General features: G+C 73.1%; 24 protein-coding genes and 1 riboswitch. Of the genes, 10 read left to right on the top strand and 14 right to left on the bottom strand.

Annotated elements, in window-relative coordinates; translation table 11 throughout:
• The first annotated feature begins 114 nt into the window (after positions 1 to 114).
• Entirely contained in the window at positions 115 to 540 is a 426-nt protein-coding gene (locus ACIQCH_RS13975) for a GNAT family N-acetyltransferase (protein ID WP_402580912.1), read from the top strand.
• Between the two features lie 35 nt (positions 541 to 575).
• Here ACIQCH_RS13975 and ACIQCH_RS13970 read toward each other — a convergent pair whose 3' ends face one another.
• The 4 genes from ACIQCH_RS13970 to bioB all read right to left on the bottom strand — a co-directional run bounded on the left by ACIQCH_RS13970 (position 576) and on the right by bioB (position 4,770).
• Entirely contained in the window at positions 576 to 1,244 is a 669-nt protein-coding gene (locus tag ACIQCH_RS13970) for a class I SAM-dependent methyltransferase (protein WP_402580911.1), read from the bottom strand.
• Between the two features lie 172 nt (positions 1,245 to 1,416).
• Positions 1,417 to 2,133, bottom strand: a complete 717-nt coding sequence (bioD, locus tag ACIQCH_RS13965) for a dethiobiotin synthase (protein ID WP_402580910.1) — start codon at positions 2,131 to 2,133, stop codon at positions 1,417 to 1,419.
• 8 nt (positions 2,134 to 2,141) lie between these two features.
• On the bottom strand, positions 2,142 to 3,509 hold the full coding sequence (locus ACIQCH_RS13960; protein WP_402580909.1) for an adenosylmethionine--8-amino-7-oxononanoate transaminase: 1,368 nt from the start codon (positions 3,507 to 3,509) through the stop codon (positions 2,142 to 2,144).
• Positions 3,502 to 4,770: a biotin synthase BioB gene (gene bioB, locus ACIQCH_RS13955; RefSeq protein ID WP_402580908.1), complete on the bottom strand. Its 1,269-nt coding sequence runs from the start codon at positions 4,768 to 4,770 to the stop codon at positions 3,502 to 3,504. The genes ACIQCH_RS13960 and bioB overlap by 8 nt, the downstream gene beginning before the upstream one ends.
• Positions 4,771 to 4,918: 148 nt before the next feature.
• On the opposite strand from bioB, the gene ACIQCH_RS13950 reads away from it, so the two are divergent.
• Complete coding sequence (locus ACIQCH_RS13950; protein ID WP_402580907.1) at positions 4,919 to 6,067, top strand: 8-amino-7-oxononanoate synthase; 1,149 nt, start codon at positions 4,919 to 4,921, stop codon at positions 6,065 to 6,067.
• Between the two features lie 34 nt (positions 6,068 to 6,101).
• Here ACIQCH_RS13950 and ACIQCH_RS13945 read toward each other — a convergent pair whose 3' ends face one another.
• Entirely contained in the window at positions 6,102 to 6,332 is a 231-nt protein-coding gene (locus ACIQCH_RS13945; RefSeq protein ID WP_402580906.1) for a DUF397 domain-containing protein, read from the bottom strand.
• A 14-nt stretch (positions 6,333 to 6,346) separates the two neighbouring features.
• Positions 6,347 to 7,210 (bottom strand): helix-turn-helix domain-containing protein, encoded by an 864-nt coding sequence (locus ACIQCH_RS13940; RefSeq protein ID WP_402580905.1) that lies wholly within the window; start codon positions 7,208 to 7,210, stop codon positions 6,347 to 6,349.
• Between the two features lie 227 nt (positions 7,211 to 7,437).
• On the opposite strand from ACIQCH_RS13940, the gene ACIQCH_RS13935 reads away from it, so the two are divergent.
• Positions 7,438 to 7,890 (top strand): ATP-binding protein, encoded by a 453-nt coding sequence (locus tag ACIQCH_RS13935; protein WP_402580904.1) that lies wholly within the window; start codon positions 7,438 to 7,440, stop codon positions 7,888 to 7,890.
• A gap of 16 nt (positions 7,891 to 7,906) precedes the next feature.
• Here the strand turns inward: ACIQCH_RS13935 and ACIQCH_RS13930 are convergent, their stop codons facing one another.
• Together ACIQCH_RS13930 and ACIQCH_RS13925 are read right to left on the bottom strand one after the other, a co-directional pair.
• The gene (locus ACIQCH_RS13930) at positions 7,907 to 8,296 is read right to left on the bottom strand and encodes a VOC family protein (protein ID WP_030200176.1); all 390 of its coding nucleotides are present in this window, start codon (positions 8,294 to 8,296) and stop codon (positions 7,907 to 7,909) included.
• Between the two features lie 82 nt (positions 8,297 to 8,378).
• Complete coding sequence (locus tag ACIQCH_RS13925) at positions 8,379 to 8,852, bottom strand: C40 family peptidase (protein WP_402580903.1); 474 nt, start codon at positions 8,850 to 8,852, stop codon at positions 8,379 to 8,381.
• 3 nt (positions 8,853 to 8,855) lie between these two features.
• Positions 8,856 to 9,079, bottom strand: a riboswitch (cyclic di-AMP (ydaO/yuaA leader).
• Between the two features lie 622 nt (positions 9,080 to 9,701).
• Between ACIQCH_RS13925 and ACIQCH_RS13920 the strand changes: the two genes are divergently transcribed.
• The 7 genes from ACIQCH_RS13920 (at position 9,702) to ACIQCH_RS13890 (ending at position 16,205) form a co-directional block, all read left to right on the top strand.
• Positions 9,702 to 10,004, top strand: a complete 303-nt coding sequence (locus tag ACIQCH_RS13920; protein WP_402580902.1) for an urease subunit gamma — start codon at positions 9,702 to 9,704, stop codon at positions 10,002 to 10,004.
• A gap of 11 nt (positions 10,005 to 10,015) precedes the next feature.
• Positions 10,016 to 10,327 (top strand): urease subunit beta, encoded by a 312-nt coding sequence (locus ACIQCH_RS13915; RefSeq protein ID WP_402580901.1) that lies wholly within the window; start codon positions 10,016 to 10,018, stop codon positions 10,325 to 10,327.
• On the top strand, positions 10,320 to 12,041 hold the full coding sequence (locus ACIQCH_RS13910; RefSeq protein WP_402580900.1) for an urease subunit alpha: 1,722 nt from the start codon (positions 10,320 to 10,322) through the stop codon (positions 12,039 to 12,041). The genes ACIQCH_RS13915 and ACIQCH_RS13910 overlap by 8 nt, the downstream gene beginning before the upstream one ends.
• Before the next feature lie 8 nt (positions 12,042 to 12,049).
• The gene (locus tag ACIQCH_RS13905; RefSeq protein WP_402580899.1) at positions 12,050 to 12,766 is read left to right on the top strand and encodes an urease accessory protein UreF; all 717 of its coding nucleotides are present in this window, start codon (positions 12,050 to 12,052) and stop codon (positions 12,764 to 12,766) included.
• Between the two features lie 79 nt (positions 12,767 to 12,845).
• The gene (gene ureG, locus ACIQCH_RS13900; RefSeq protein WP_402580898.1) at positions 12,846 to 13,538 is read left to right on the top strand and encodes an urease accessory protein UreG; all 693 of its coding nucleotides are present in this window, start codon (positions 12,846 to 12,848) and stop codon (positions 13,536 to 13,538) included.
• A complete protein-coding gene (locus ACIQCH_RS13895; RefSeq protein ID WP_402580897.1) occupies positions 13,535 to 14,380 on the top strand; it encodes an urease accessory protein UreD in 846 nt (281 codons plus the stop codon). Before ureG ends, ACIQCH_RS13895 begins: the two co-directional genes overlap by 4 nt.
• A gap of 208 nt (positions 14,381 to 14,588) precedes the next feature.
• On the top strand, positions 14,589 to 16,205 hold the full coding sequence (locus ACIQCH_RS13890; protein WP_402580998.1) for an alpha/beta hydrolase: 1,617 nt from the start codon (positions 14,589 to 14,591) through the stop codon (positions 16,203 to 16,205).
• Positions 16,206 to 16,235: 30 nt separating this feature from the next.
• On the opposite strand, the gene ACIQCH_RS13885 is transcribed toward ACIQCH_RS13890, so the two are convergent.
• The 6 genes from ACIQCH_RS13885 to ACIQCH_RS13860 all read right to left on the bottom strand — a co-directional run bounded on the left by ACIQCH_RS13885 (position 16,236) and on the right by ACIQCH_RS13860 (position 21,722).
• Complete coding sequence (locus ACIQCH_RS13885) at positions 16,236 to 16,943, bottom strand: lysophospholipid acyltransferase family protein (RefSeq protein ID WP_402580896.1); 708 nt, start codon at positions 16,941 to 16,943, stop codon at positions 16,236 to 16,238.
• Between the two features lie 96 nt (positions 16,944 to 17,039).
• On the bottom strand, positions 17,040 to 17,198 hold the full coding sequence (locus ACIQCH_RS13880; protein ID WP_402580895.1) for a hypothetical protein: 159 nt from the start codon (positions 17,196 to 17,198) through the stop codon (positions 17,040 to 17,042).
• Between the two features lie 49 nt (positions 17,199 to 17,247).
• Positions 17,248 to 18,210 (bottom strand): cytochrome c oxidase assembly protein, encoded by a 963-nt coding sequence (locus ACIQCH_RS13875; RefSeq protein ID WP_402580894.1) that lies wholly within the window; start codon positions 18,208 to 18,210, stop codon positions 17,248 to 17,250.
• A gap of 174 nt (positions 18,211 to 18,384) precedes the next feature.
• Positions 18,385 to 19,410: a 6-phosphofructokinase gene (locus tag ACIQCH_RS13870; RefSeq protein WP_402580893.1), complete on the bottom strand. Its 1,026-nt coding sequence runs from the start codon at positions 19,408 to 19,410 to the stop codon at positions 18,385 to 18,387.
• A gap of 316 nt (positions 19,411 to 19,726) precedes the next feature.
• Positions 19,727 to 20,455, bottom strand: a complete 729-nt coding sequence (locus tag ACIQCH_RS13865; protein ID WP_402580892.1) for a type 1 glutamine amidotransferase — start codon at positions 20,453 to 20,455, stop codon at positions 19,727 to 19,729.
• A 28-nt stretch (positions 20,456 to 20,483) separates the two neighbouring features.
• Complete coding sequence (locus ACIQCH_RS13860; protein ID WP_402580891.1) at positions 20,484 to 21,722, bottom strand: MurT ligase domain-containing protein; 1,239 nt, start codon at positions 21,720 to 21,722, stop codon at positions 20,484 to 20,486.
• Between the last annotated feature and the right edge of the window lie 30 nt (positions 21,723 to 21,752).

Genomic DNA, 21,752 nt, shown 5'->3' with positions numbered 1-21,752 from the left:
GCCGGGTCGGTCCCCACATGGTAAAGGATCGGCAAAGCAGACGGGTGGGCGGCGGCCGTCCGCATCGTGGGAATCCGGTGGCGGCCGGCGGTCGCGCGGTGATGGGGTGGCGCCATGGATGATCTCCGGATACGGGCCGCGTCGGCGGCCGACGTCGACGCCGTCCTGCGGTTCTGGGCCGACGCGGCGGAGGGCACGAGCATCAGCGACGACCCGGCCGGCGTCGGCCGGCTCGTCGCGCACGACCCCGAGGCCCTGCTGCTCGCCGAGCGCGGCGGCGAGCTCGTGGGCACCGTCATCGCCGGCTTCGACGGCTGGCGCTGCCACCTCTACCGGCTCGCCGTCTCCCCCGGCCACCGGCGCCGGGGCATCGGCTCCGCGCTGCTGGCCGCGGCCGAGGAACGCTTCGTACGCCTGGGCGGCCGCCGCGGCGACGCGATGGTGCTCGACCGGAACGAGCGGGGCCGGCACGCGTGGCGCGCCGCCGGGTACGGGCCCCAGGAGCAGTGGACGCGCTGGGTGAAGCCGCTGCCGGCCTGACCCGGGCCCGACCCGCCGGGCCGGCCGGCCCGCCGTCAGACCGACGGCCGCCGCGCCGACCCCAGGACGCAGTACGAGTCCGGGAAGGCCGGGCCCCGCTCCGGCAGCCGCAGCGAGCGCTGCGCGAGGAGCTCGAACCCGGCCGCCTCGATGGCGGCCACCGGATCGCGCGAGGTGTGGCAGCCCCCGCACAGCCGCGGCCACACCGTCCGGTCCAGCAGCCTCTGGAAGGAGGCCATGTTCGGTCCCGGCGCGAGCCCGTGCTCGAAGAAGCGCAGCTCCGCGCCCGGCCGCAGCACCCGGTGGATCTCGGCGAGGGAGCGCGGCAGGTCCCGTACGGAGCACAGCACCAGGGAGGCGACCGCCCCGTCGAAGGCCTCGCTCTTGACCGGCAGCGCCTCGGCGACGCCCGGGACCACGTCCACCGGCACCTCGGCGCGCAGCGCCGCCCGTACCGCGAGCCGGCGCAGCGTCCGTTCGGGTTCGATCGCGACCACCTCGGCGACGGCGGCCGGGTAGTGGGCGAAGTTGCGCCCGTTGCCCGCACCGATCTCGATGATCCGGCCGCTGAGCCCGGTCAGCAGCTCCGCGCGGATCCGGGCGACGCCGGCGTGGGCGTCGGCCTGGGCGCTCATCCGGGCGTAGGCGCGGGCGAAGAGGGGGTGATGGACGGGTTCCCTGGCGGCGCGGGTCCGGCGCGTCATGGCGGGCCTCCTTGGACGGGCGGGCACGGCGGGCGCATACCGTCAGTGTCCCCCCGTGTGCGGCCGCTATCCCCGAGCACGGGCGCGGGGCGGAGCGATTTCCCCCGCCCCGCCCCACCCCGTCCGGCACCACCGCGCGCGAGGACGGCCCCGCCCCCGGAGAAGGGGCGGCCTACGCGGCCCAGCGCGCCATGAAGTCCGCGGCGTCCCAGGTCCCGTCCAGCGCCGGGGCCAGCCACGAGCCGGCCGCCCCGCGGAATACGGCGGGGTCCAGTCCCGGCGCCCCCTGGGGTACGGCGCCCAGCAGCGGCACCCCGGACACCGAGGGCAGGTCCGCGAGGTTGCACCGCATCGCCAGGTCCGGCTCCGCCGGCCAACTGCCGATGACGACGCCCGGCGTGGCCAGGCCGCGGGCGGCCAGGGCCTCGGCGGTCAGCGCACAGGAGTTGAGGGTGCCCAGCCCGGCCGGGGCCACCACCAGCACCGGCGCGCCCAGCAGCCGCGCCGCGTCCGCGAGCGTGCCGCCCTCGGCGTCGAACCGTACGAGCAGCCCGCCCGCGCCCTCGACGAGCACGAGGTCGTGCTCGGCGGCCAGCTTCGCCGCGGCCTCGGCGACGGCGGCCGGCGAGACGAACGGCATCCCGGCCCGGCGCGCGGCCGTGTCGGGGGCCAACGGCTCCGGGTAGCGGGCCAGTTCGGCCCCCGTCACCGGCCCCGCCAGCCGCTCGACCTCCGCCACGTCCCCGGGCTCGCCCGGAGCCACGCCGGTCTGCGCGGGCTTGAGCACCGCGACGGACCGCCCGGCGGCCAGTGCCGCCGCCGCGACCGCCGCGGTCACCGCCGTCTTACCGATCTCCGTGCCCGTACCGGACACGACGAGGACGCCCATGTCAGCCTTCAGCCTTCCCGTGCGGCCGCGCACACCGCGCGACCGATCCGCGCCACGTCCTCGTCCGTCGAGACGTACGGCGGCATCGTGTACACCAGATCGCGGAACGGGCGCAGCCAGACGCCCTCCCGCACGGCGGCCCGGGTGGCCGCCGCCATGTCGACCTCGTGGTCGAGCTGGACGACGCCGATCGCCCCGAGGACCCGTACGTCCCGGACGCCCGGCAGCGCGGCGGCCGGGGCGAGCCCCTCGCGCAGCCCCGCCCCGATCCGCTTGACCTCGCCCGCCCAGTCGCTGCCGAGCAGCAGGTCGATCGAGGCCAGGGCCACCGAGGCGGCCAGCGGGTTGCCCATGAACGTCGGCCCGTGCGCGAGCACCGGCACCTCGCCCCGCGAGATCCCGTCGGCCACCCGCGAGGTGCACAGGGTCGCGGCCATCGTCAGGTAGCCGCCCGTCAACGCCTTGCCCAGACACAGCACGTCGGGCGTGACGCCCGCGTGGTCCGCCGCGAACATCGCGCCGGTGCGGCCGAAGCCGGTGGCGATCTCGTCGAGGACGAGCAGGACGCCGTACTCGTCGCACAGCTCCCGCAGCACCCGCAGGTAGCCGGGGGAGTGGAAGCGCATGCCGCCGGCGCCCTGCACCACCGGCTCCACGATCACCGCGGCCAGCTCGTCCGCGTGCGCGGCGACCAGGGAGCGCAGGTGGGCCACGTACTCCGGGTCCGGCTCGGCGTCGAAGCCGGCGGGCGGGACGTCGGCGAACACCTGCTTCGGCAGGTGGCCCTGCCACAGCTCGTGCATGCCGCCCTCGGGGTCGCACACGGCCATCGGCTGCCACGTGTCGCCGTGGTAGCCACCGCGCCAGGTCAGCAGCCTGGTCTTGCCCGTGTACCCCAGCGAACGCCAGTACTGCAGGCACATCTTGACCGCGACCTCGACCGAGACCGAGCCCGAGTCGCACAGGAAGACGTGCTCCAGCCCCTCGGGGGTGATCTCCACCAGCTTCGCCGCGAGCCGCACGGCGGGCTCGTGCGTGAGCCCCCCGAACATCACGTGGCTCATCCGGTCGAGCTGGCCGCGCACCGCCTCGTTGAGCACCGGGTGGTTGTAGCCGTGGACGGCCGACCACCAGGAGGACATGCCGTCGACCAACTCGTCGTGGCCCTCGGCCGGCTCGGCCAGCCGCAGCCGGACGCCGGACGCCGAGGAGACCACCAGCGGCTCCTGGCGGCCGGGCATCGGACCGTACGGGTGCCACACGTGCTGCCGGTCGAGCGCCCGCAGGTCGGCGGGGGACAGGGAGCCGGGTCCGCCGGACCGCGGGCCCGCTCCGGCGGACCCGGGCCCGGCGGCCCCGTACAGCGGGTCAGGCATTCGGCGCGAGGTCCGTGCCGGCACCGCGGCGGCGCACGGCGACCAGCTCCGGCCGCACCTCGCCGGGCGCGGCCTGCGTCGGCTGCTCCTGCTCGTCGGCCTCGGCCGCCGGGGCCTCGGCGACCTCGGCCGCCGGCTCCTCGTGCGCGCCGCAGCCACCGCAGCCGGAACCGCAGCCGGCCGCCGCGCCGTCCTGCGGACCGCACAGCGAGGCGCCCCCGCCGTGCGAGCCGCAGCCGCCGCCGGCGCGGGCCTCGGAGCGGTGCGTGGGCAGCGTCGTGGTGTCCGCGCCCTCCACCGTGAACCCGGCGTCCGCGATCATGTCGAGGTCGGCCTGACCGGCCTGGCCCTCACTGGTGAGGTAGTCGCCGAGGAAGATCGAGTTGGCCAGCTCCAGGGCCAGCGGCTGCAGCGTGCGCAGGTGCACCTCGCGGCCGCCGGCGAGCCGCACCTCGACGTCGGGGCAGACGAAGCGGACCATCGCCAGGATCCGCAGCGCGCGCTGGGGGGTGAGGTTCCACTCCTTCGCCAGCGGCGTGCCCTCGAAGGGGATGAGGAAGTTGACCGGCACCGAGTCCGGGTCCAGGGAGCGCAGCGAGAACACGACGTCGACCAGGTCCTCGTCGCTCTCGCCCATGCCCGCGATCAGACCGGAGCAGGCGGACAGGCCGGCGGCGTGCGCCTTGTTCACCGTGTCGACCCGGTCCTGGTAGGTGTGGGTCGAGGTGATCTGCCCGTACGTGCCCTCGGACGTGTTCAGGTTGTGGTTGTAGGCGTCGGCACCCGCCTCGCGCAGCCGCTCCGCCTGGCCGTCCGACAGGAGGCCGAGGCAGGCGCAGACCTCGATGCCCTCGTTCTCCTCCTTGATGGCCTCGATGGTCTTGGACACCCGGTCGACGTCGCGGTCCGTCGGACCGCGCCCGCTCGCCACCAGGCACACGCGCTTGGCGCCGCCGGCCACGCCCGCCGCGGCCGCCTTGGACGCGTCCTCCGGCTTCAGCCACGTGTACTTGAGGATCTCCGCCTTGGAGCCCAGCCGCTGCGAGCAGTACGAGCAGTCCTCGGGGCACAGCCCGGACTTCAGGTTGACCAGGTAGTTGAGCTTCACTCGACGGCCGAACCACTTGCGCCGCACCTTGCCGGCCGCGGCCACCACGTCGAGCAGGTCGTCGTCGGACGTCGCCAGCACGGCGAGCGCCTCTTCACGGGTCGGCAGCTCGCGCCGCAGCCCCTTGTCCACCAGGGTGTTCAGCAGGTCCATAGGCGTGATCCTGTCTCACGCCCCGGCCCTCGGCCAAGGAGAGAAGCTACAAGAAGAGTCGAAGCCGGTGTGGGCATCACCACACCAGTCCTGTGACGGACGGGGACTAGGGTCTGTGGACAGCCCACAAAGACGAGGACGGTGGCCGATGCCCGAGGACGTGTTCGCCTGGATCGACGGGGCCGCCGCCGCCCGTGAGCGGGCCGGGCTGGTCCGCACCCTGCGGCCGCGCCCGGCGGAGTCGGACCTGCTGGACCTCGCGAGCAACGACTACCTGGGCCTGGCCCGCCACCCCGAGACGGTCGAGGCGGCCGCCGAGGCCGCCCGCCGTTGGGGCGGCGGCGCGACCGGCTCCCGGCTCGTCACCGGCAGCACGGCGCTGCACGCCGAGCTGGAGCGCGAGCTCGCCGACTTCTGCGGCTTCGAGGCGGCGCTCGTCCTGTCCTCCGGGTACGCCGCGAACCTCGCCGCCGTCACCGCGCTGACCGGCCGCGGTTCCCTGGTCGTCTCCGACGCCGGCAACCACGCCTCCATCGTCGACGGCTGCCGGCTCTCGCGCGCCGAGGTGGCGGTCGTACCGCACGCCGACCCCGAGACCGCGCGCAAGACCCTCGCCGCGTACGACGGCGACCGGAAGGTCCTCGTCACCGACTCGGTCTTCTCCGTCGACGGCGACGCCGCCCCGCTGGCCGGCTACGCGGCGGCCTGCCGCGCCGAGGGCGCGGCGCTGGTCGTCGACGACGCGCACGGGCTCGGCGTGCTGGGCGAGGGCGGCCGCGGCGCGCTGCACGCCGCCGGGCTGGCCGGCGACCCGGACGTGGTGGCGACGCTGACCCTCTCGAAGTCCCTGGGCAGCCAGGGCGGCGCGGTACTGGGTCCCGCGAAGGTGATCGAGCACCTGGTGAACGCGGCCCGCAGCTTCATCTTCGACACCGGACTGGCCCCGGCGGCCGTCGGCGCGGCCCTCGGCAGCCTGCGCCTGCTGCGCCGCGAGCCGGCCCGCGCCGAGCGGGCCCGCGAGGTGGCCGGGGCGCTGTACGAGCGGCTGACGGCGGCCGGCCTGACGGCGGCGCGGCCCGACGCGGCCGTGGTGTCGGTGCGGGCGCCCTCGCCGGCGGCGGCGCTGCAGTGGGCGGCCGACTGCCGCGGGGCGGGGCTGTCGGTGGGCTGCTTCCGCCCGCCGTCGGTGCCGGACGGCATCTCGCGGCTGCGGCTGACGGCGCGCGGCGACCTGACGGAGGCCGAGATCACGCGCGCGGTCGACACGATCCTGCGGACCGCGCCGACCGCGGGCTGAGACGGTCGGCCCGCCGGTTCCGGGGGAGAGGGGGTCAGCCCTCGGAACCGGGCAGGTCCGCCCGTACGTACGACAGGAAGCCCTGCCAGGCCGTGTCCGTGAACACGAGGGCGGGCCCTTCGACCCGCTTCGAGTCACGGACGGCCAGCAGCGTGCGGCCGAGCTCGGCGGCCTCCACGCAGTTGTTCATCCCGGTGCTGCGGCTGCTGCGCCGCCAGGTCGCTCTGTTCAGAAGTCCGCTCGGGGGTCGGGGGTTTGCGGACATGGGGGTGTGCCTCCTTACGCGCCGTCAGCGATCGCGCTGATGAGATCCGACGAGTCCTGGGGCGGGAGGGCGTGCGCCTGAATCGTGCGGAAGGCGGCGCTGTACGCCTCGAGGTCTTCTTTCCGCTCCAGATAGAGGCTACTCGTCAAATGGTCGAGAACAACCACGTCCAGATCGGCGATGTTCGGAAATGAGAAAATAACGAAAGGCCCGGTGAGGCCGAGATGGCCTCCCACACTGAACGGCAGTACCTGGAGCCGGACTTGGGGCAACTCCGCGACCGCCGTCAGGTGCCGCAGCTGCTCCGCCATCACCTCCGGACCGCCGATCTGCCGCCGCAGGACGGCCTCGTCGAGCACCGCACTCAGCTGGAGCGGCGGATCCGCGCGCAGCACCGACTGCCGGGCCAGCCGTACGTCGACCAGCGCGTCCACCTTCGGCTCCGGCATCCCCCCGAGCGCCGCCCGGGTCACCGCCCGTGCGTACGCGGGGGTCTGGAGCAGCCCGGGCACCACCGACAGCTCCACCGTCCGGGCCGCGCTCGCGGAGGCCTCCAGGCTGATGAAGTCCCGGTACTCCTGGGGCAGCAGGCCCCGGTACTCGTGCCACCACTGCCGCGCCTGGCCGGTGTCGCCCGCCGAGACGGCCAGCGCCTCCAGCAGTGCGCGCTCCCGGGCGTCGGACACGCCGTAGGCGTCCAGGAGGAGCCGGACGTCCTCCGGTTTCACGCCACTTCGACCCGTCTCGATGCGGCTGATTTTCGACTGGTGCCACCCGAGCAGCTGGGCTGCTTCCCCGCTGGTGAACCCGCAGCGGTCGCGCAGCGCGCGCAGTTCCTCGCCCAGCTTGCGGCGGCGCACCGCGGGACCGTGCTGCATGCCGGCCTCCTTCCACCGGCGCACCCGCGCCAGTCCTACGCCCAAATACGGTCTTCCGTAGCAGAGTTCACCGCTTTGAGCGACAGATATATGCATATCTTGGTGGAACGCCAGCGTCGGCGCCGCCATGAGTGGCAGTCTGGCGCGGAGCACAGATCCGGGACCGTCCTCGAGGTCATCCGCTACGAGTCGGAGTCCGGCCCCGGTGGGAAAGGGACAGTGTCGCCATGGCAGACCACCAGGAAGCATCCGTCACTCTGCCGAGCGATCCCGCCTCGGTGTCCGCGGCCCGCCGCTACGTCGCGGACGTGCTGTCCGAATGGGGCCTGCCCGAGGACGCCGGCCAGGCCGACAGCGTCCGGCTGATCGTCTCCGAACTCGCCACCAACGCCGTGCAGCACACCTTCGGCCGGTCCCCGGTGTTCACGGTGGACATGCGGCTGGAGCGTGACGAGCTGCTGCGGATCGGGGTGACCGACAGTCACCCGCGCTGGCCCCGACGCCTGCCGGCCGCCGTCCAGCAGGACAACGGCCGGGGCATGGTGATCATCCGCTGGCTCACGGCGGAGGCGGGCGGCCGGTTGTCGGTGAGCCCGACCGCCGACGGGGGCAAGACGGTGTGGATCGTGCTGCCGTGGACGGCGGCCGCGGCCCCCGCCCCCGCCGAACGGACCTGCTGACGCGGCGTCGGGGCGCTCAGACCAGTCCGCGCTCGACGGCACTGCGCTCCACGCAGAACTCGTTGCCCTCCGGGTCGGACATGACCACCCAGCCCATGCCCTCCGAGGTCCTGCGGTCGTCCTCGATCCGGGCCCCGAGCTCGAGGAGCCGCGCCACCTCCTCGTCCCGGGTGCCGGTGGGCGGCTGGATGTCGAGGTGGACGCGGTTCTTGCCGGACTTCTCCTCGGGCACCTGGCAGAACAGGATTCCCGGCGCTCCTGGCTGCTGCGGGTCGAGCAGCACCTCCGGGTCGCCCTTCTCGGTCGGGTCGAGGGCGTAGCCGGTGACGGCGGCCCAGAACTCGGCGAGCCGGTAGGGGTCGCGGGCGTCGAAGTTGATGTGCCGGACGGGGTTGAGAAAGGACACGGCTCTCCTCGGTGGCGGATCCCGGCCCGGTGCGCCGGGATCCGCCAACCTACCCGCGTACACCCCGTGGGGGGCGGTGATTTCAGCGCACGCGGCCGTACCACACGCTGTTCGTCCAGATCTTCTCGAGGCGGACCGTGGAGCCCGTCTTCGGCGAGTGCCAGATCCGGTTCGCGCCGGCGTAGATGCCCACGTGGTAGACGGACGAGCCGTAGTGGAAGAACACCAGGTCCCCGGGCCGGCGGGAGCCCGCGGAGACGTGCGAGGTGCGGTTGTACTGCTGGGCCGCCGTGCGGGGCAGCGACTTGCCGGCCTTCTTGAAGGAGTAGAGGGTCAGGCCCGAGCAGTCGAACCGGTGCGGCCCGACCGCCCCCCACTGGTACGGGGCGCCCCTCTTCGATGCGGCCACCTGGAGCGCCTTGGTGCCGGGCGTCGCCGCGGCGGCCTCGCCCTGGGCGCCGGGGGCGAGGAGCGTGGCCCCGGCCACGGCGAGCGCGAGGGCCGAGGTGACCCCGGCTCGGGACAGCACGGACGGGACGTTCGTGAGCGCGGACATGCGCAACCCTTCGTCAGCCGCCTGTGAAGGATGACCTGTCGGGTTCGGGCGGCGAAGTTCGCCCGGCCGCAGAACGCCCCGTCCCCATGTGCGGGACGGGACGACGTACGGCTTCACCCCAAGGGCCGGCAACGGACCTGACGGTCCGCCGACCCGTACTGCTGGGTCCTCCACTCCTGCCGATGCATTCCTGTCGACCAGTCATCCGGGTGAGGCGGCAGGACTCGGCGTCCGCCCGGACCGCCCCGCCGTGGTGGCGGGGGCTTGTCGTCGACAGGGATCCTCACCCAGGAATTGCCCGAAAACCGCATCGAATCGGCGATATGTGAGACTCGTCACGTATGCCGGAATTGTGGTTTCCGGCTCCGGTTCCGGCCGTTCAGGTGACAAGGACGCATGCTCTGACCTGCGCGGTTGCGGTCTGCGCCGGTCTGTCCGGTACTGCGTCAAGAATGCATAAGTGGAGGGCGCCCGTTCGGGTGACTCTGGCCGGAACGTCGATGCTTCGTCAGGTCGCGAGGCGTACTGGCATGGCTACGCTGGGTGTTCATGGCCCGCTCGTGCAACACCCGCATGCGGCCGCCGGTCCACGCGGCGGCCCGCGTCCGAACCGTGCGACCGCCCGAAACGTGGGGTAACACGACGGAAAAGCGCGAGCCCTACGCTGCGGGGCCCGGTCCGTGTCCCCGGCTGGCGCAAAGCGGTAGTCATCGAAGGGCCAAAAAGAGCTCTGCGAGCGGCAAGTCATCACCAGCAGTTGGCAAGGGAAGGTCAACAGGTTGTTGACCGCGGATATGGTCCGGTTCGCTCCGCACTTGATCATCCGTAACCGCAGTGAGGTGACCCCCCGTGCAACTGACACCGCACGAACAAGAGCGGCTTCTCATCCACGTCGCCGCCGACGTGGCCGAGAAGCGGAGGGCCCGCGGCCTGCGGCTCAACCACCCCGAGGCGATCGCCCTCATCACCTCGCACATCCTCGAAGGCGCCCGCGACGGCCGCACGGTGGCCGAGCTCATGGCCTCCGGGCGCAAGATCCTCACCCGTGACGACGTCATGGAGGGCATCCCCGAGATGATCCACGACGTCCAGGTCGAGGCCACCTTCCCCGACGGCACCAAGCTCGTCACCGTCCACGACCCGATCGTCTGAGGGGGCCCGACGTGATTCCCGGCGAGATCCTCCACGCGGACGGGCCCGTGACCCTCAACGCGGGCCGCCCCATCACCCGTCTGACCGTGCTGAACGCCGCCGACCGCCCCGTACAGGTCGGCTCCCACTACCACTTCGCCGAGGTCAACCCCGGTCTGGACCTCGACCGCGCGGCCGCCCGCGGCCGGCGCCTGAACATCGCCGCCGGCACCGCCGTCCGCTTCGAGCCCGGCATCCCGGTCGAGGTCGAGCTCGTACCACTGGCGGGCCTGCGCACGGTGCCCGGACTGCGTGGCGAGACGGGCGGTGCCCTCGATGGCTGAGCTCACCCGACAGGCCTACGCCGCCCTGTTCGGCCCCACCACCGGCGACCGGATCCGGCTGGCCGACACCGACCTGCTCGTCGAGATCGAGGAGGACCGCAGCGGCGGACCGGGACTCGCGGGCGACGAGGCCGTCTTCGGCGGCGGCAAGGTGATCCGCGAGTCCATGGGGCAGGCCCGCACCACCCGCGCCGAGGGCGCCCCCGACACCGTCATCACCGGCGTGGTGATCCTCGACCACTGGGGCATCGTCAAGGCCGACCTCGGCATCCGCGACGGCCGGATCACCGGGATCGGCAAGGCCGGCAACCCCGACACCATGGACGGGGTGCACCCCGACCTCGTCATCGGCCCCGAGACGGAGGTCATCGCCGGCAACGGCAAGATCCTCACCGCCGGCGCCATCGACGCGCACGTGCACTTCATCGCGCCGACGATCCTGGACGAGGCCCTCGCCTCCGGCATCACCACCCTCGTCGGCGGCGGCACCGGCCCCGCCGAGGGCTCCAAGGCCACCACCGTCACCCCCGGGCCCTGGCACACGGCCCGGATGTTCGCCGCGCTGGACGCCCACCCCGTCAACATCGGCCTGCTGGGCAAGGGCAACACCATGTCCGCCGAGGCCATGCACTCCCAACTGCGCGGCGGAGCCCTCGGCTTCAAGATCCACGAGGACTGGGGCGCCACCCCGGCCGTCATCGACGCCTGCCTGCGGGTGTGCGAGGAGACCGGGGCCCAGGTCGCCGTCCACACCGACACCCTCAACGAGGCCGGGTTCGTGGGGGACACCCTCGCCGCCATCGCGGGTCGCACCATCCACGCGTACCACACCGAGGGCGCCGGCGGCGGGCACGCGCCCGACATCATCACCGTGGTCTCCGAGCCGAACGTCCTGCCCAGCTCGACGAACCCGACCCGGCCGCACACCGTCAACACCGTCGAGGAGCACCTCGACATGCTGATGGTCTGCCACCACCTCAACCCGGCCGTCCCCGAGGACCTCGCCTTCGCCGAGTCCCGGATCCGGCCCTCCACGATCGCCGCCGAGGACGTCCTCCACGACCTCGGCGCCATCTCGATCATCTCCTCCGACTCCCAGGCCATGGGCCGGGTCGGCGAGGTCGTACTGCGCACCTGGCAGACCGCGCACACCATGAAGCGGCGCCGGGGCGCCCTGCCCGGAGACGGCCGCGCCGACAACCACCGGGCCCGCCGCTACGTCGCCAAGTACACGATCAACCCGGCCGTCGCCCAGGGCCTGGCCCGCGAGATCGGCTCCGTCGAGACCGGCAAGCTCGCCGACCTCGTCCTGTGGGAGCCCGCGTTCTTCGGCGTGAAGCCCCAACTCGTCATCAAGGGGGGCCAGATCGCGTACGCGCAGATGGGTGACGCCAACGCCTCCATCCCCACCCCGCAGCCGGTGCTGCCCCGTCCCATGTACGGAGCCCTCGGCCGTGCCCCGGGCCTGAACTCGGTCAACTTCACCTCCCGGGCCGCCCTGGACGCCGGACTGCCCGAACGGCTCGGTCTCGGGAAGGAGTTCGTCGCCATCGAGGACACCCGTCGGGTCACCAAGGCGGACATGCGCGAGAACGACGCCATGCCCCGGGTCGAGGTGGACGCCGACACGTTCACCGTGACCATCGACGGCGAGCCGGTCGAGCCGGCACCCGCCGTCGAACTGCCCATGGCCCAGCGGTACTTCCTCTTCTGACGGCACCCATGGACACGGACACGGACACGGACACCACACCCACCGGCGGCGGCCGGGCCGCGCTGCTCGTCCTGGCCGACGGCCGGTTCCCGGCCGGCGGCCACGCCCACTCCGGCGGCGCCGAGGCGGCCGTCAAGGCCGGCCGCATCACGGACGCCGCCTCCTTGCAGGAGTTCTGCCGGGGCCGGCTGCACACCGCGGGACTGGTCGCCGCCGCCTTCGCGGCGGCGGCCGCCGCCGGCCACGACCCGGCGGACCTCGACGCCGCGGCCGACGCCCGCACCCCCGCGCCCGCCCTGCGCACCGCCGCCCGGCGGCTGGGCCGTCAGCTCACCCGGGCGGCGCGGTCCGTGTGGCCGGGCGACCCGGGGCTGGCGGCGCTGTCCGCCGCGTTCCCGCGCGGCGCCCACCAGCCCGTGGCCCTCGGGCTCGCGGCCCGGGCCGCCGGCCTCGGGCCGCTGGACGCCGCGCACGTGGCGGCGTACGAGAGCATCGGCGGGCCGACGACCGCGACCGTACGGCTGCTCGGCCTCGACCCCTTCGAGGCCACGGCGGTGCTCGCCCGGCTCGCCCCCGAGCTGGACGCGGTCGCGGAGCGCGCCGCCGCCGCGGCCGCACGCGCCCGTACGGAAGGGACCGGGGCGCTGCCCGCGGCGGCCTCGCCGCTGCTCGAGATCGGGGCCCAGGCGCACGCCGCCTGGCCGGTCCGGCTGTTCGCCTCCTGAGCCGCGGGGCACCGTCGTCCCGCTCCCTCTTCTTCTTCCTCTTCTTCCTCCTTCCCCCCGTCCGCCCCTGGAGGGCCCCATGCACCTCGACCACCCGGTCGTCTACCCCCAGCGCCACACCCACGGTGCCCCCGAGACCCGTCCCGACGGCCGCCGCCGCGCGCTGCGCATCGGGCTCGGCGGCCCCGTCGGCTCCGGCAAGACGGCCACCGTGGCCGCACTGTGCCGGGCGCTGCGGGCGGAGTTCTCCCTCGCCGTGGTCACCAACGACATCTACACGCGCGAGGACGCCGAGTTCCTGCTGCGCGAGGCCGTGCTGCCGCCCGAGCGGATCGCCGCCGTGGAGACCGGGGCCTGCCCGCACACCGCGATCCGCGACGACATCTCCGCCAACCTGGAGGCCGTCGAGGACCTGGAGGACACTGTCGGCCCGCTGGACCTGGTGCTGGTCGAGTCGGGCGGCGACAACCTCACCGCCACGTTCTCCAGGGGCCTGGTCGACGCCCAGATCTTCGTGATCGACGTGGCGGGCGGCGACGACATCCCGCGCAAGGGCGGGCCCGGGGTCACCACCGCGGACCTGTTGGTGGTCAACAAGACCGACCTCGCCCCGTACGTCGGTTCCGACCTCGACCGGATGGCCCGCGACGCGGCCGCCCAGCGCGGCGAACTCCCCGTCGCCTTCACCTCCCTGGCCGCCGAGGGCGGCGTCGCGCCCGTCGCGGGCTGGGTCCGCGAGCGGCTGGCCGCCTGGGCGGGCGTACCGGCATGACGGCCCCCGCCGCCGTACCGGCTCCCGCCGCCGGGCCCGCCCCCACTGCCCTACCGGCCCCCGCCGCCGGGCCGGCGGCCCCCCACGGGTACGGCGTGTCCGCGACCGCCCGGATCCGCGCCGTCCCCGACGGCCGGGGCGGTACCGCCCTGCCGCTGCTCGCCGGCGAGGGCCCGCTCGCGCTCCGGCGCACCCGCGGTCCCGCCACCGGCGCACAGGTCACCCTGGTCGGCGCCATGAGCGCACCGCTGGGCGGCGACCGGCTCGCGGTGGAGGCGGAGGTGGCCGTCGGAGCCGCCCTGACCGTCACCTCCGCCGCCGCCACCATCGCGTTGCCGGGCCGGGACGGTGCCCCCGCCCGGTACGACGTACGCCTGACCGCCGAGGAGGGCGCCGAGCTGCGCTGGCTCCCGGAGCCCCTCATCTGTGCCCGCGGCAGCCGGCTGCGCACCCGCACCGTCGCCGAACTCGCGCCCACGGCCCGCCTCCTGCTGCGCGAGGAGCAGGTGTTGGGGCGGGCGGCCGAGGAACCGGGCCTGCTCACCAGCCGGCTCCGCGTCACCCGGGCCGGGCGGCCGCTGCTGGACCAGGAGCTGTCCTGCGGGCCGGGGGCGGCCGCCGGCTGGGACGGTCCCGCGGTGCTCGGCGGACACCGGGCGGTCGGTCAACTCCTGGTCGTGGACCCCCGGTTCGAGGCCGACCCGGTGGCGCCCCGGATGCTGGGGGAGTACGCGGCCGTGACCCCGCTGGCCGGGCCCGCGGTGCTCGTCACGGTGCTCGCGCCCGACGGGCTGCGGCTGCGGGTCCTGCTCGACGAAGCCCGCCGTGCGTACGGTTGGTGAACTCTGACCGGATTCTGTACCGCTGAGCGGTACAGACCGATCCGGTTATCGGGTTGGTAAAGAAGCGGTCAGCACTCTGTTGTCAGGTACCCCGCAGACGAAAGGATCCCCCAGCAGTCTGTTCGAACACGGCCCACTCCGGCCGCACATGACGCAGGGGGAATACCACGTGATACGCACAGCGGTGCTCGGCAGCGCGGGCACTCTGATGGCGGGCACGCTCATCGCGGGCGCCTTCGTCGCCCCGTCGGCCGCCGCGGCCGACACCCAGACCGGCAGCAGCACCACCGTCTCCGCCGCCCGCGGCGCGGCCATCGCGGCCGCCCGCGCCGGCCGCAAGGGCATCACCTGGAAGGACTGCCCCGCCGCCTGGGGCTTCGCAGCTCCGATCCAGTGTGGCTGGGTGAAGGTCCCGCTCGACTACACCAAGCCGTACGGCAAGCAGATCGACATCGCCGTCGACCGCGCGCTCAGCACCGGCACCAAGGCCGAGCGCCAGGGCGCCCTCGTCTACAACCCGGGCGGCCCGGGCGGCTCCGGCATGCGCTTCCCGCTCCGCGTGGTCAACAAGGCGCCGCTGTGGGTCAACACCTCCAAGGCGTACGACTTCGTCGGCTTCGACCCGCGCGGTGTGGGCCACTCGACCCCGATCTCCTGCATCGACCCGCAGAAGTTCGTGGCCGGCCCGAAGAAGGACCCGGTCCCGGACAACGCGGCCGACAAGCGCTACCAGCGCAAGCTCGCCGCCGACTACGCGGACGGCTGTAAGAAGCGCAGCGGCTGGATGCTGCCGCACATGACCACGCCGAACACCGTGCGCGACATCGACGTGATCCGCGCCGCCCTGCACGAGAAGAAGCTCAACTACCTGGGCGTCTCCTACGGCACCTACATCGGCGCCGTCTACGCCGAGCTCTTCCCGACGCACGTGCGCCGCATGATCGTCGACTCCGTGGTCAACCCGTCCAAGGAGAAGATCTGGTACCAGGCCAACCTGGACCAGGACGTCGCCTTCCAGATGCGCTGGAACGACTGGAAGAAGTGGGTCGCCAAGAACGACGCCCACTTCCACCTGGGCAACACCCCGGCCAAGGTCGAGGCCCAGTGGCTGAAGCTGCGCGCCGCCGCCAAGAAGGCCCCCCTCGGTGGCAAGGTCGGCCCGGCCGAGCTCATCAACTTCTTCCAGAGCGCCCCGTACTACGACTCCGCCTGGCTGCCGGTCACCCAGACCTGGGCCGACTACGTCGCGGGCAACACCCAGGGGCTGATCGACGCCGCCTCCCCCGACATGTCGGACACCGCGGGCAACATCTCCGCGGAGAACGGCAACGCCGTCTACACCGCCGTCGAGTGCGCGGACGCCAAGTGGCCCACCAGCTGGGCCCGCTGGGACCGTGACAACACCCGGCTGCACAAGGACTACCCGTTCATGACCTGGGCGAACGCCTGGATGAACCTGCCGTGCGCCACCTGGGGTGCCAAGCAGTCCAACCCGGTCGAGGTCCGCGTCAACCGCGGCCAGGGCCTGCCCTCGGTCCTGATCGTCCAGTCCACCCGTGACGCCGCCACCCCGTACGACGGTGCCGTCTCGCTGCACAACCGCCTCTACGGCTCGCGCCTGATCACGGAGAAGGGCGCCGGCTCGCACGGCGTCACCGGCCTGGTCAACCCCTGCATCAACAACCGCGTCGACGCGTACCTGCTGCGCGGCAAGATCGACGCCCGCGACGTGACCTGCGCCGCGCACGCCGCCCCGGTGGTTCCCGCCGCCCCGGCCCGTGCCAAGGTCCAGGACGTCCTCGCGGACCTGCCCGCCGTGAAGTAACACCCGCGGTCGGTACCTCTTGAGGAAGGCTCAGCGCGTCCTGCGCTGGGCCTTCCTCGCTTCCTCCGCCTCGGTCTTGACCTCGGCCGCGTACCGGTCGACGTACTCCTGCCCGGACAGCGCCATGATCGCGTACATGATCTCGTCGGTGACGGCCCGCAGCACCGCCTTCTCGCCTTCCATCCCGGCGTACCGAGAGAAGTCCAGCGGGGCGCCGAAGCGGATCGTGATCCGCTTCGGGCGCGGCAGCCGCTGGCCCGGCGGCTGCGCCTCGAAGGTGCCGACCATCGCGCACGGCACCACCGGAACCCCGGCCGTCAGCGCCATCGCGGCCACACCCACCTTGCCCTTGTAGAGGCGGCCGTCGTGCGAGCGGGTGCCCTCCGGGTAGATCCCCAGCAGCTCGCCCTTGGCCAGCACGCCCAGCCCCTCGCGGATCGCCGCCTGCCCGGCGGCCTTGCCGGAGCGGTCCACCGGGATCTGCCCGGCGCTGCGGAAGAACGCCGCGGTGAGCCGTCCCCTGGGCCCGGTGCCCGTGAAGTACTCGGCCTTCGCCAGGAACGTGATCCGACGCCGGAGGATCGCCGGCATCAGGAAGTGGTCCGAGAACGACAGGTGGTTGCCCGCCACGATCGCGGGCCCCTCGGCCGGCACGTGCTCCAGCCCCTCGATCCGCGGCCGGAACAGCAGCCTCAGCAGCGGTCCCAGCAGTACGTGCTTGAGCAGGTGGTAGAACACGACCGACCCCCTTCGCGCCCCGACGACGGCCCGGTCATTGTGACAGCGCCCCGGCCGGTCGGACACGGGGCGCGGCGGGCGTGCCGGGGCGGCGGGTCAGGTGTTGCGCGAGGCGGCGACGCCCGCCGTGAGGACGCACACGACCACCCAGCCGAACCAGAGCCAGCCGTTGCTGCCGAGGGCCGCCGAGTACGCGGAGACCACCACCAGCAGGCCGACGCAGAGAACGGCCATCCACTTCATCGAACCGCTCATGCCCCCATGGTCGCGCCTACGGGGCGGAACGCGCTACCTGCGGGCGGGTTCAGCGGCCCCGGGTCTGGAGGGAGGCGAGGTAGGCGTTGTACGCCTCCAGCTCGGCGTCCCCGTCGCGGTCGGCCCGGCGGTCGACGCGCTTGGCCGTCCGCTGCTCCGAGCGGTACCACTGGTAGATCAGGGCGATCAGCACCAGGACCGAGGGGATCTCGCTGAAGGCCCAGGCGATGCCGCCGGCCGCGGTCTGGTCGGAGAGGGCGTCGATGCCGAGCGAGGCCGGCGGGTCGGCGTACGTGGAGACCATCGGCTCGGTCGCCATCATCAGGGCGATGCCGAAGAAGGCGTGGAAGGGCATGCCGGCGAACAGCTCCAGCATCCGCATGATGTACCCGGGCCGGTGCGGGCCGGGGTCCACGCCCATGATCGGCCAGAAGAAGACCAGGCCCACCATCAGGAAGTGCACCATCATCGCGATGTGCCCGGCCTTGCTGCCCATCAGGGTGTCGAAGAGCGGCGTGAAGTAGAGGCCGTACAGCGAGGCGATGAACATCGGGATCGTGAACGCCGGGTGGGTGACGACCCGCATGTAGCGGCTGTGCAGCAGCATCAGGAGCAGCTCGCGCGGCCCCTTGCCGCGGCCCCGGCCGGCCGGCGGCAGCGCGCGCAGCGCCAGCGTCATCGGCGCGCCGAGCAGCAGCAGGATCGGCGAGAGCATGCTGATGACCATGTGCTGGATCATGTGCACGCTGAACATGACCATGCCGTAGTCGTTCAGCTGCGTGTTCATCACGAGTGCGATGCTCAGCACGCCCGCGGCCCAGGCGACGGTGCGGCCCGCCGGCCAGGCGTCGCCGCGGCGGCGCAGCCGGAGCACGCCCCAGCCGTACAGGCCGAGGCCCAGCAGGCAGCCGACGAGGAAGAAGGGGTCGGCGGAGAACTCCAGGCCCCGCCCCAGCGTGAACGGCGGGAGGTCCATGGGCATGCCGTCCATGCCGTGCCCGCTGTGATCCATGTCCTCGTCGTCCTCGTCCCTGGGATGGTGCCGGTACTGCCCCCCCCACACTAGACCCGCCCCCGGAGGCCGAAGTCTCCGGGGGCGGGTCTGTCCGGGTTGATCACGTCACAGTACGGTCTGCCCCGTCGTGACGGGCCGTTCGGGGACGTCCGGGGACGTCCGGGCGGGCCGTCAGAGGACGGTCTCGGCCTCGGCGTAGCGGTCCGTCGGGACGGTCTTGAGGGTCTCCACGGCGCTGCCCAGCGGCACCATCGTGACGTCGGTGCCGCGCAGCGCGGTCATCATGCCGAACTCGCCCCGGTGCGCCGCCTCCACCGCGTGCCAGCCGAACCGGGTCGCCAGCACCCGGTCGTACGCGGTCGGGGTGCCGCCGCGCTGGACGTGGCCCAGGATGACCGGACGCGCCTCCTTGCCCAGGCGCTTCTCCAGCTCCACCGCGAGGACGTTGCCGATGCCGGCGAACTTCTCGTGGCCGTAGATGTCGGTGCCCCGGCCCTCGAACTCCATCGTGCCCGGCTTCGGCTTGGCGCCCTCGGCCACCACCACGATGGCGAACCGCTTGCCGGCCGCGAAGCGCGCGCCCACGATCTCGGTGAGCTCGGCGATGTCGAAGGGCCGCTCCGGCACCACGATGGCGTGCGCGCCGGCCGCCATGCCCGAGTGCAAGGCGATCCATCCGGTGTGGCGGCCCATCACCTCGACCACCATCACGCGCTGGTGCGACTCGGCGGTGGTCTTCAGGCGGTCCAGGGCCTCGGTGGCGACCCCGACGGCGGTGTCGAAGCCGAAGGTCACGTCGGTGACGGCGATGTCGTTGTCGATGGTCTTCGGCACGCCGACGATGGGCAGCCCGGCCTGCGAGAGCAGGTGGGCGGCCTTCAGGGTGCCCTCGCCGCCGATCGGGATGATCGCGTCCAGGCCGAGGTCCGCGACGTGGCCGCGGGCCCGCTCCACGCCGTCGCGCAGGTGCGCGGGCTGGACGCGGGAGGAGCCGAGGACGGTGCCGCCGAGGGCGAGGATGCCGCTCACCGAGTCGAGGTCGAGCTTGCGGTAGTCGCACTCCAGCAGCCCCCTCCACCCGTCGTGGAAGCCGATGACCTCGTCGCCGTGGTCGACGACGGCGCGGTGCACGACGGAGCGGATGACGGCGTTCAGACCGGGGCAGTCGCCGCCGGAGGTGAGCACACCAATGCGCATGGCAGGAGAGAACCTTTGCAACGTGGGCCGACGACCGGACCACGTCGTCCGGTTGGATCTGACCGCAACCCTACAAGCGGAAACCCGGTGGACTGAACCATCTTCCACAGGCTCGGCAGGCATCTCGTACGAAAAAACGAGGGCCAGGGCGCCTCTGGGGTGAGGCGCCCTGGCCAGGGCTTTCTTCCGTGCGCGGACCCGCTCAGACGAGCTGTCGGAGGCGCTCAGCCGAGCGCGGCACCCGCTCAGGCGGGGCCGTTCGGCGGGCCCGATCGTTCGAGCGCGGACCCGCTCAGGCGGGCCGCGTCCGACCTTCTCAGGCGGGCTGCGTCGCGGCTGCGATGCGCTCCGCGCGCAGCGCCTCGTACCAGCGGTCCTCGACCGGCGGCAGCGCGTTCACGTCCAGCGCCAGCTTCAGCAGCAGGTCCGCGATCTGGGGGTTGCGGGCCATCACGGGACCGTGCATGTAGGTGCCGAAGACCGTGTCGTTGTACGCGCCCTCGGTGCCGTCTCCGGTGCCGTTGCCGCGGCCGAGGCGCACCCGGGCGAACGGCTTGGCCGTCGGACCCAGGTGCGTGACGCCCTGGTGGTTCTCGAAGCCGGTCAGCTGCGGCAGGTTCAGGTTCGGGTCGATGTCCGCCAGGACGTCGCCCACGCACCGCTCGCCCTCGCCGCGGACCGTCACGACGTCCAGCAGGCCGAGGCCCTCCTGGCGCTGGCCCATGTCGTTGACGAACTCCTGGCCCAGGATCTGGTAGCCGGCGCACACCGAGAAGACGATCGCGCCGTTGGACACCGCCCGGGCCAGACCGCCGTCGCGCACCAGCCGCTCCGCGGCCAGCCGCTGCGGCCGGTCCTCACCGCCGCCGATGAGGTAGATGTCGCCGGAGGTGGGCACCGGCTGGTCGCTGCGCACGTCCAGGCGCTGCACGTCCAGGCCGCGCTGGCGGGCCCGGCGCTCGACGACGAGGGCGTTGCCCTGGTCTCCGTACGTGCTGAGCAGGTCCGGGTAGACCCACACGAGACGCAGGCTGTTGTCGCTCATGCTCGTTGTCCTCAGAAGGTCTCGTGGACTAGTTGCCGACGCGGCGGCGGACGTCCTGGAAGGCGGTGTAGTTCGCGATCAGCTCGATCTGGCCGGGCGGGCACAGCTGCACGGCCTCGTCGAGGGTGTCGCAGACGCGGAAGTCCACGTCGGCGACCTCCAGGCGGACGGCGAGGTCGAGCTTGCGGTCGCCGATCACGAAGATCGGGTGGCCGGCCAGCCGCCCGTAGTCCACGTCCCACAGCCACGAGGTGTCGGTGCCGTCGGCGCCGCGCGCGTTCACCGAGAGGATCACCGGAGCCGGAGCCGGGTCGATCAGGGAAAACGTTTCGAGCCAGCCCGCCGGGTTCTTCGCGAGCAGGAGCCGCACCTGGCGGTTCATGAAGTCCACCACGTCGTACCGGCCGGCCACCGCCTGCACCTGGTACATCCGCTCGAGCGCGACCTGCGGCGGCACGCCGAAGACCGCGGCCACGGCGGCCGAGGTGGCGGCGTTCGACTTGTTCGCGCGCCCCGGCAGCTGGAGGTGGATCGGCCAGGCGCTGCCGTGCGGGTCGAGCACGTGGTCGCCGGACAGGGCCCAGCTGGGCGTCGGGCGGCGGAAGCCGCACTCGCCGCAGAACCAGTCGTCTCCCGGGCGCTGCATCACACCGCCGCAGGAGGGGCACGACCAGGCGTCGTCCTTCCACTCCTGGCCGGCGGCCACCCACACGACGTTCGGCGAGGAGGAGGCGGCCCACACGATGAGCGGGTCGTCGGCGTTGGCCACGACCACGGCCTTGGTGCCCTCCAGGCCCTCCCGCCACTTCTCGGCGAGCATGCGGGTCTCCGCGGCCCGGTCGAGCTGGTCGCGGGAGAGGTTGAGCAGCGCGATCGCCTTCGGGGTGGTGTCCCGGGCCACGCCCGCCAGGTACTTCTCGTCGACCTCGATGACGCCGTACTTGGCCTCCGAGCCGCCCGCCAGGGCGGAGGTGATGCCGGCCGGCATGTTCGCGCCCAGCGCGTTCGACACGACCGGCCCGCTGGCCCGCAGGGCCTCGGCGATCAGACGGGTCGTGGTGGTCTTGCCGTTCGTCGCGGAGACGAGGACGACATCGAGGTGCTGCGCCAGCGCGCTGAGCAGATCGGGGTCGAGCCTGAGGGCGACCTTGCCCCCGATCACCGATCCGCTGCCCCGCCCTGCGGCCCGCGACACCGCCGCCGCGGCCTTGCCCGCCGTCACGGCCAGCTTGGCCCGCGGCGAAAGCGGCTCCGTGTTGCCTGCCATCGTCCCTGCTCCTCCTTGCGTCGGTCCGGG

Source organism: Streptomyces sp. NPDC093225, assembly GCF_044753805.1.
GTDB lineage: Bacteria > Actinomycetota > Actinomycetes > Streptomycetales > Streptomycetaceae > Streptomyces.
Note: the sequence above shows the minus strand (reverse complement) of the source record. Positions and strands in the feature narration are given on the sequence as shown.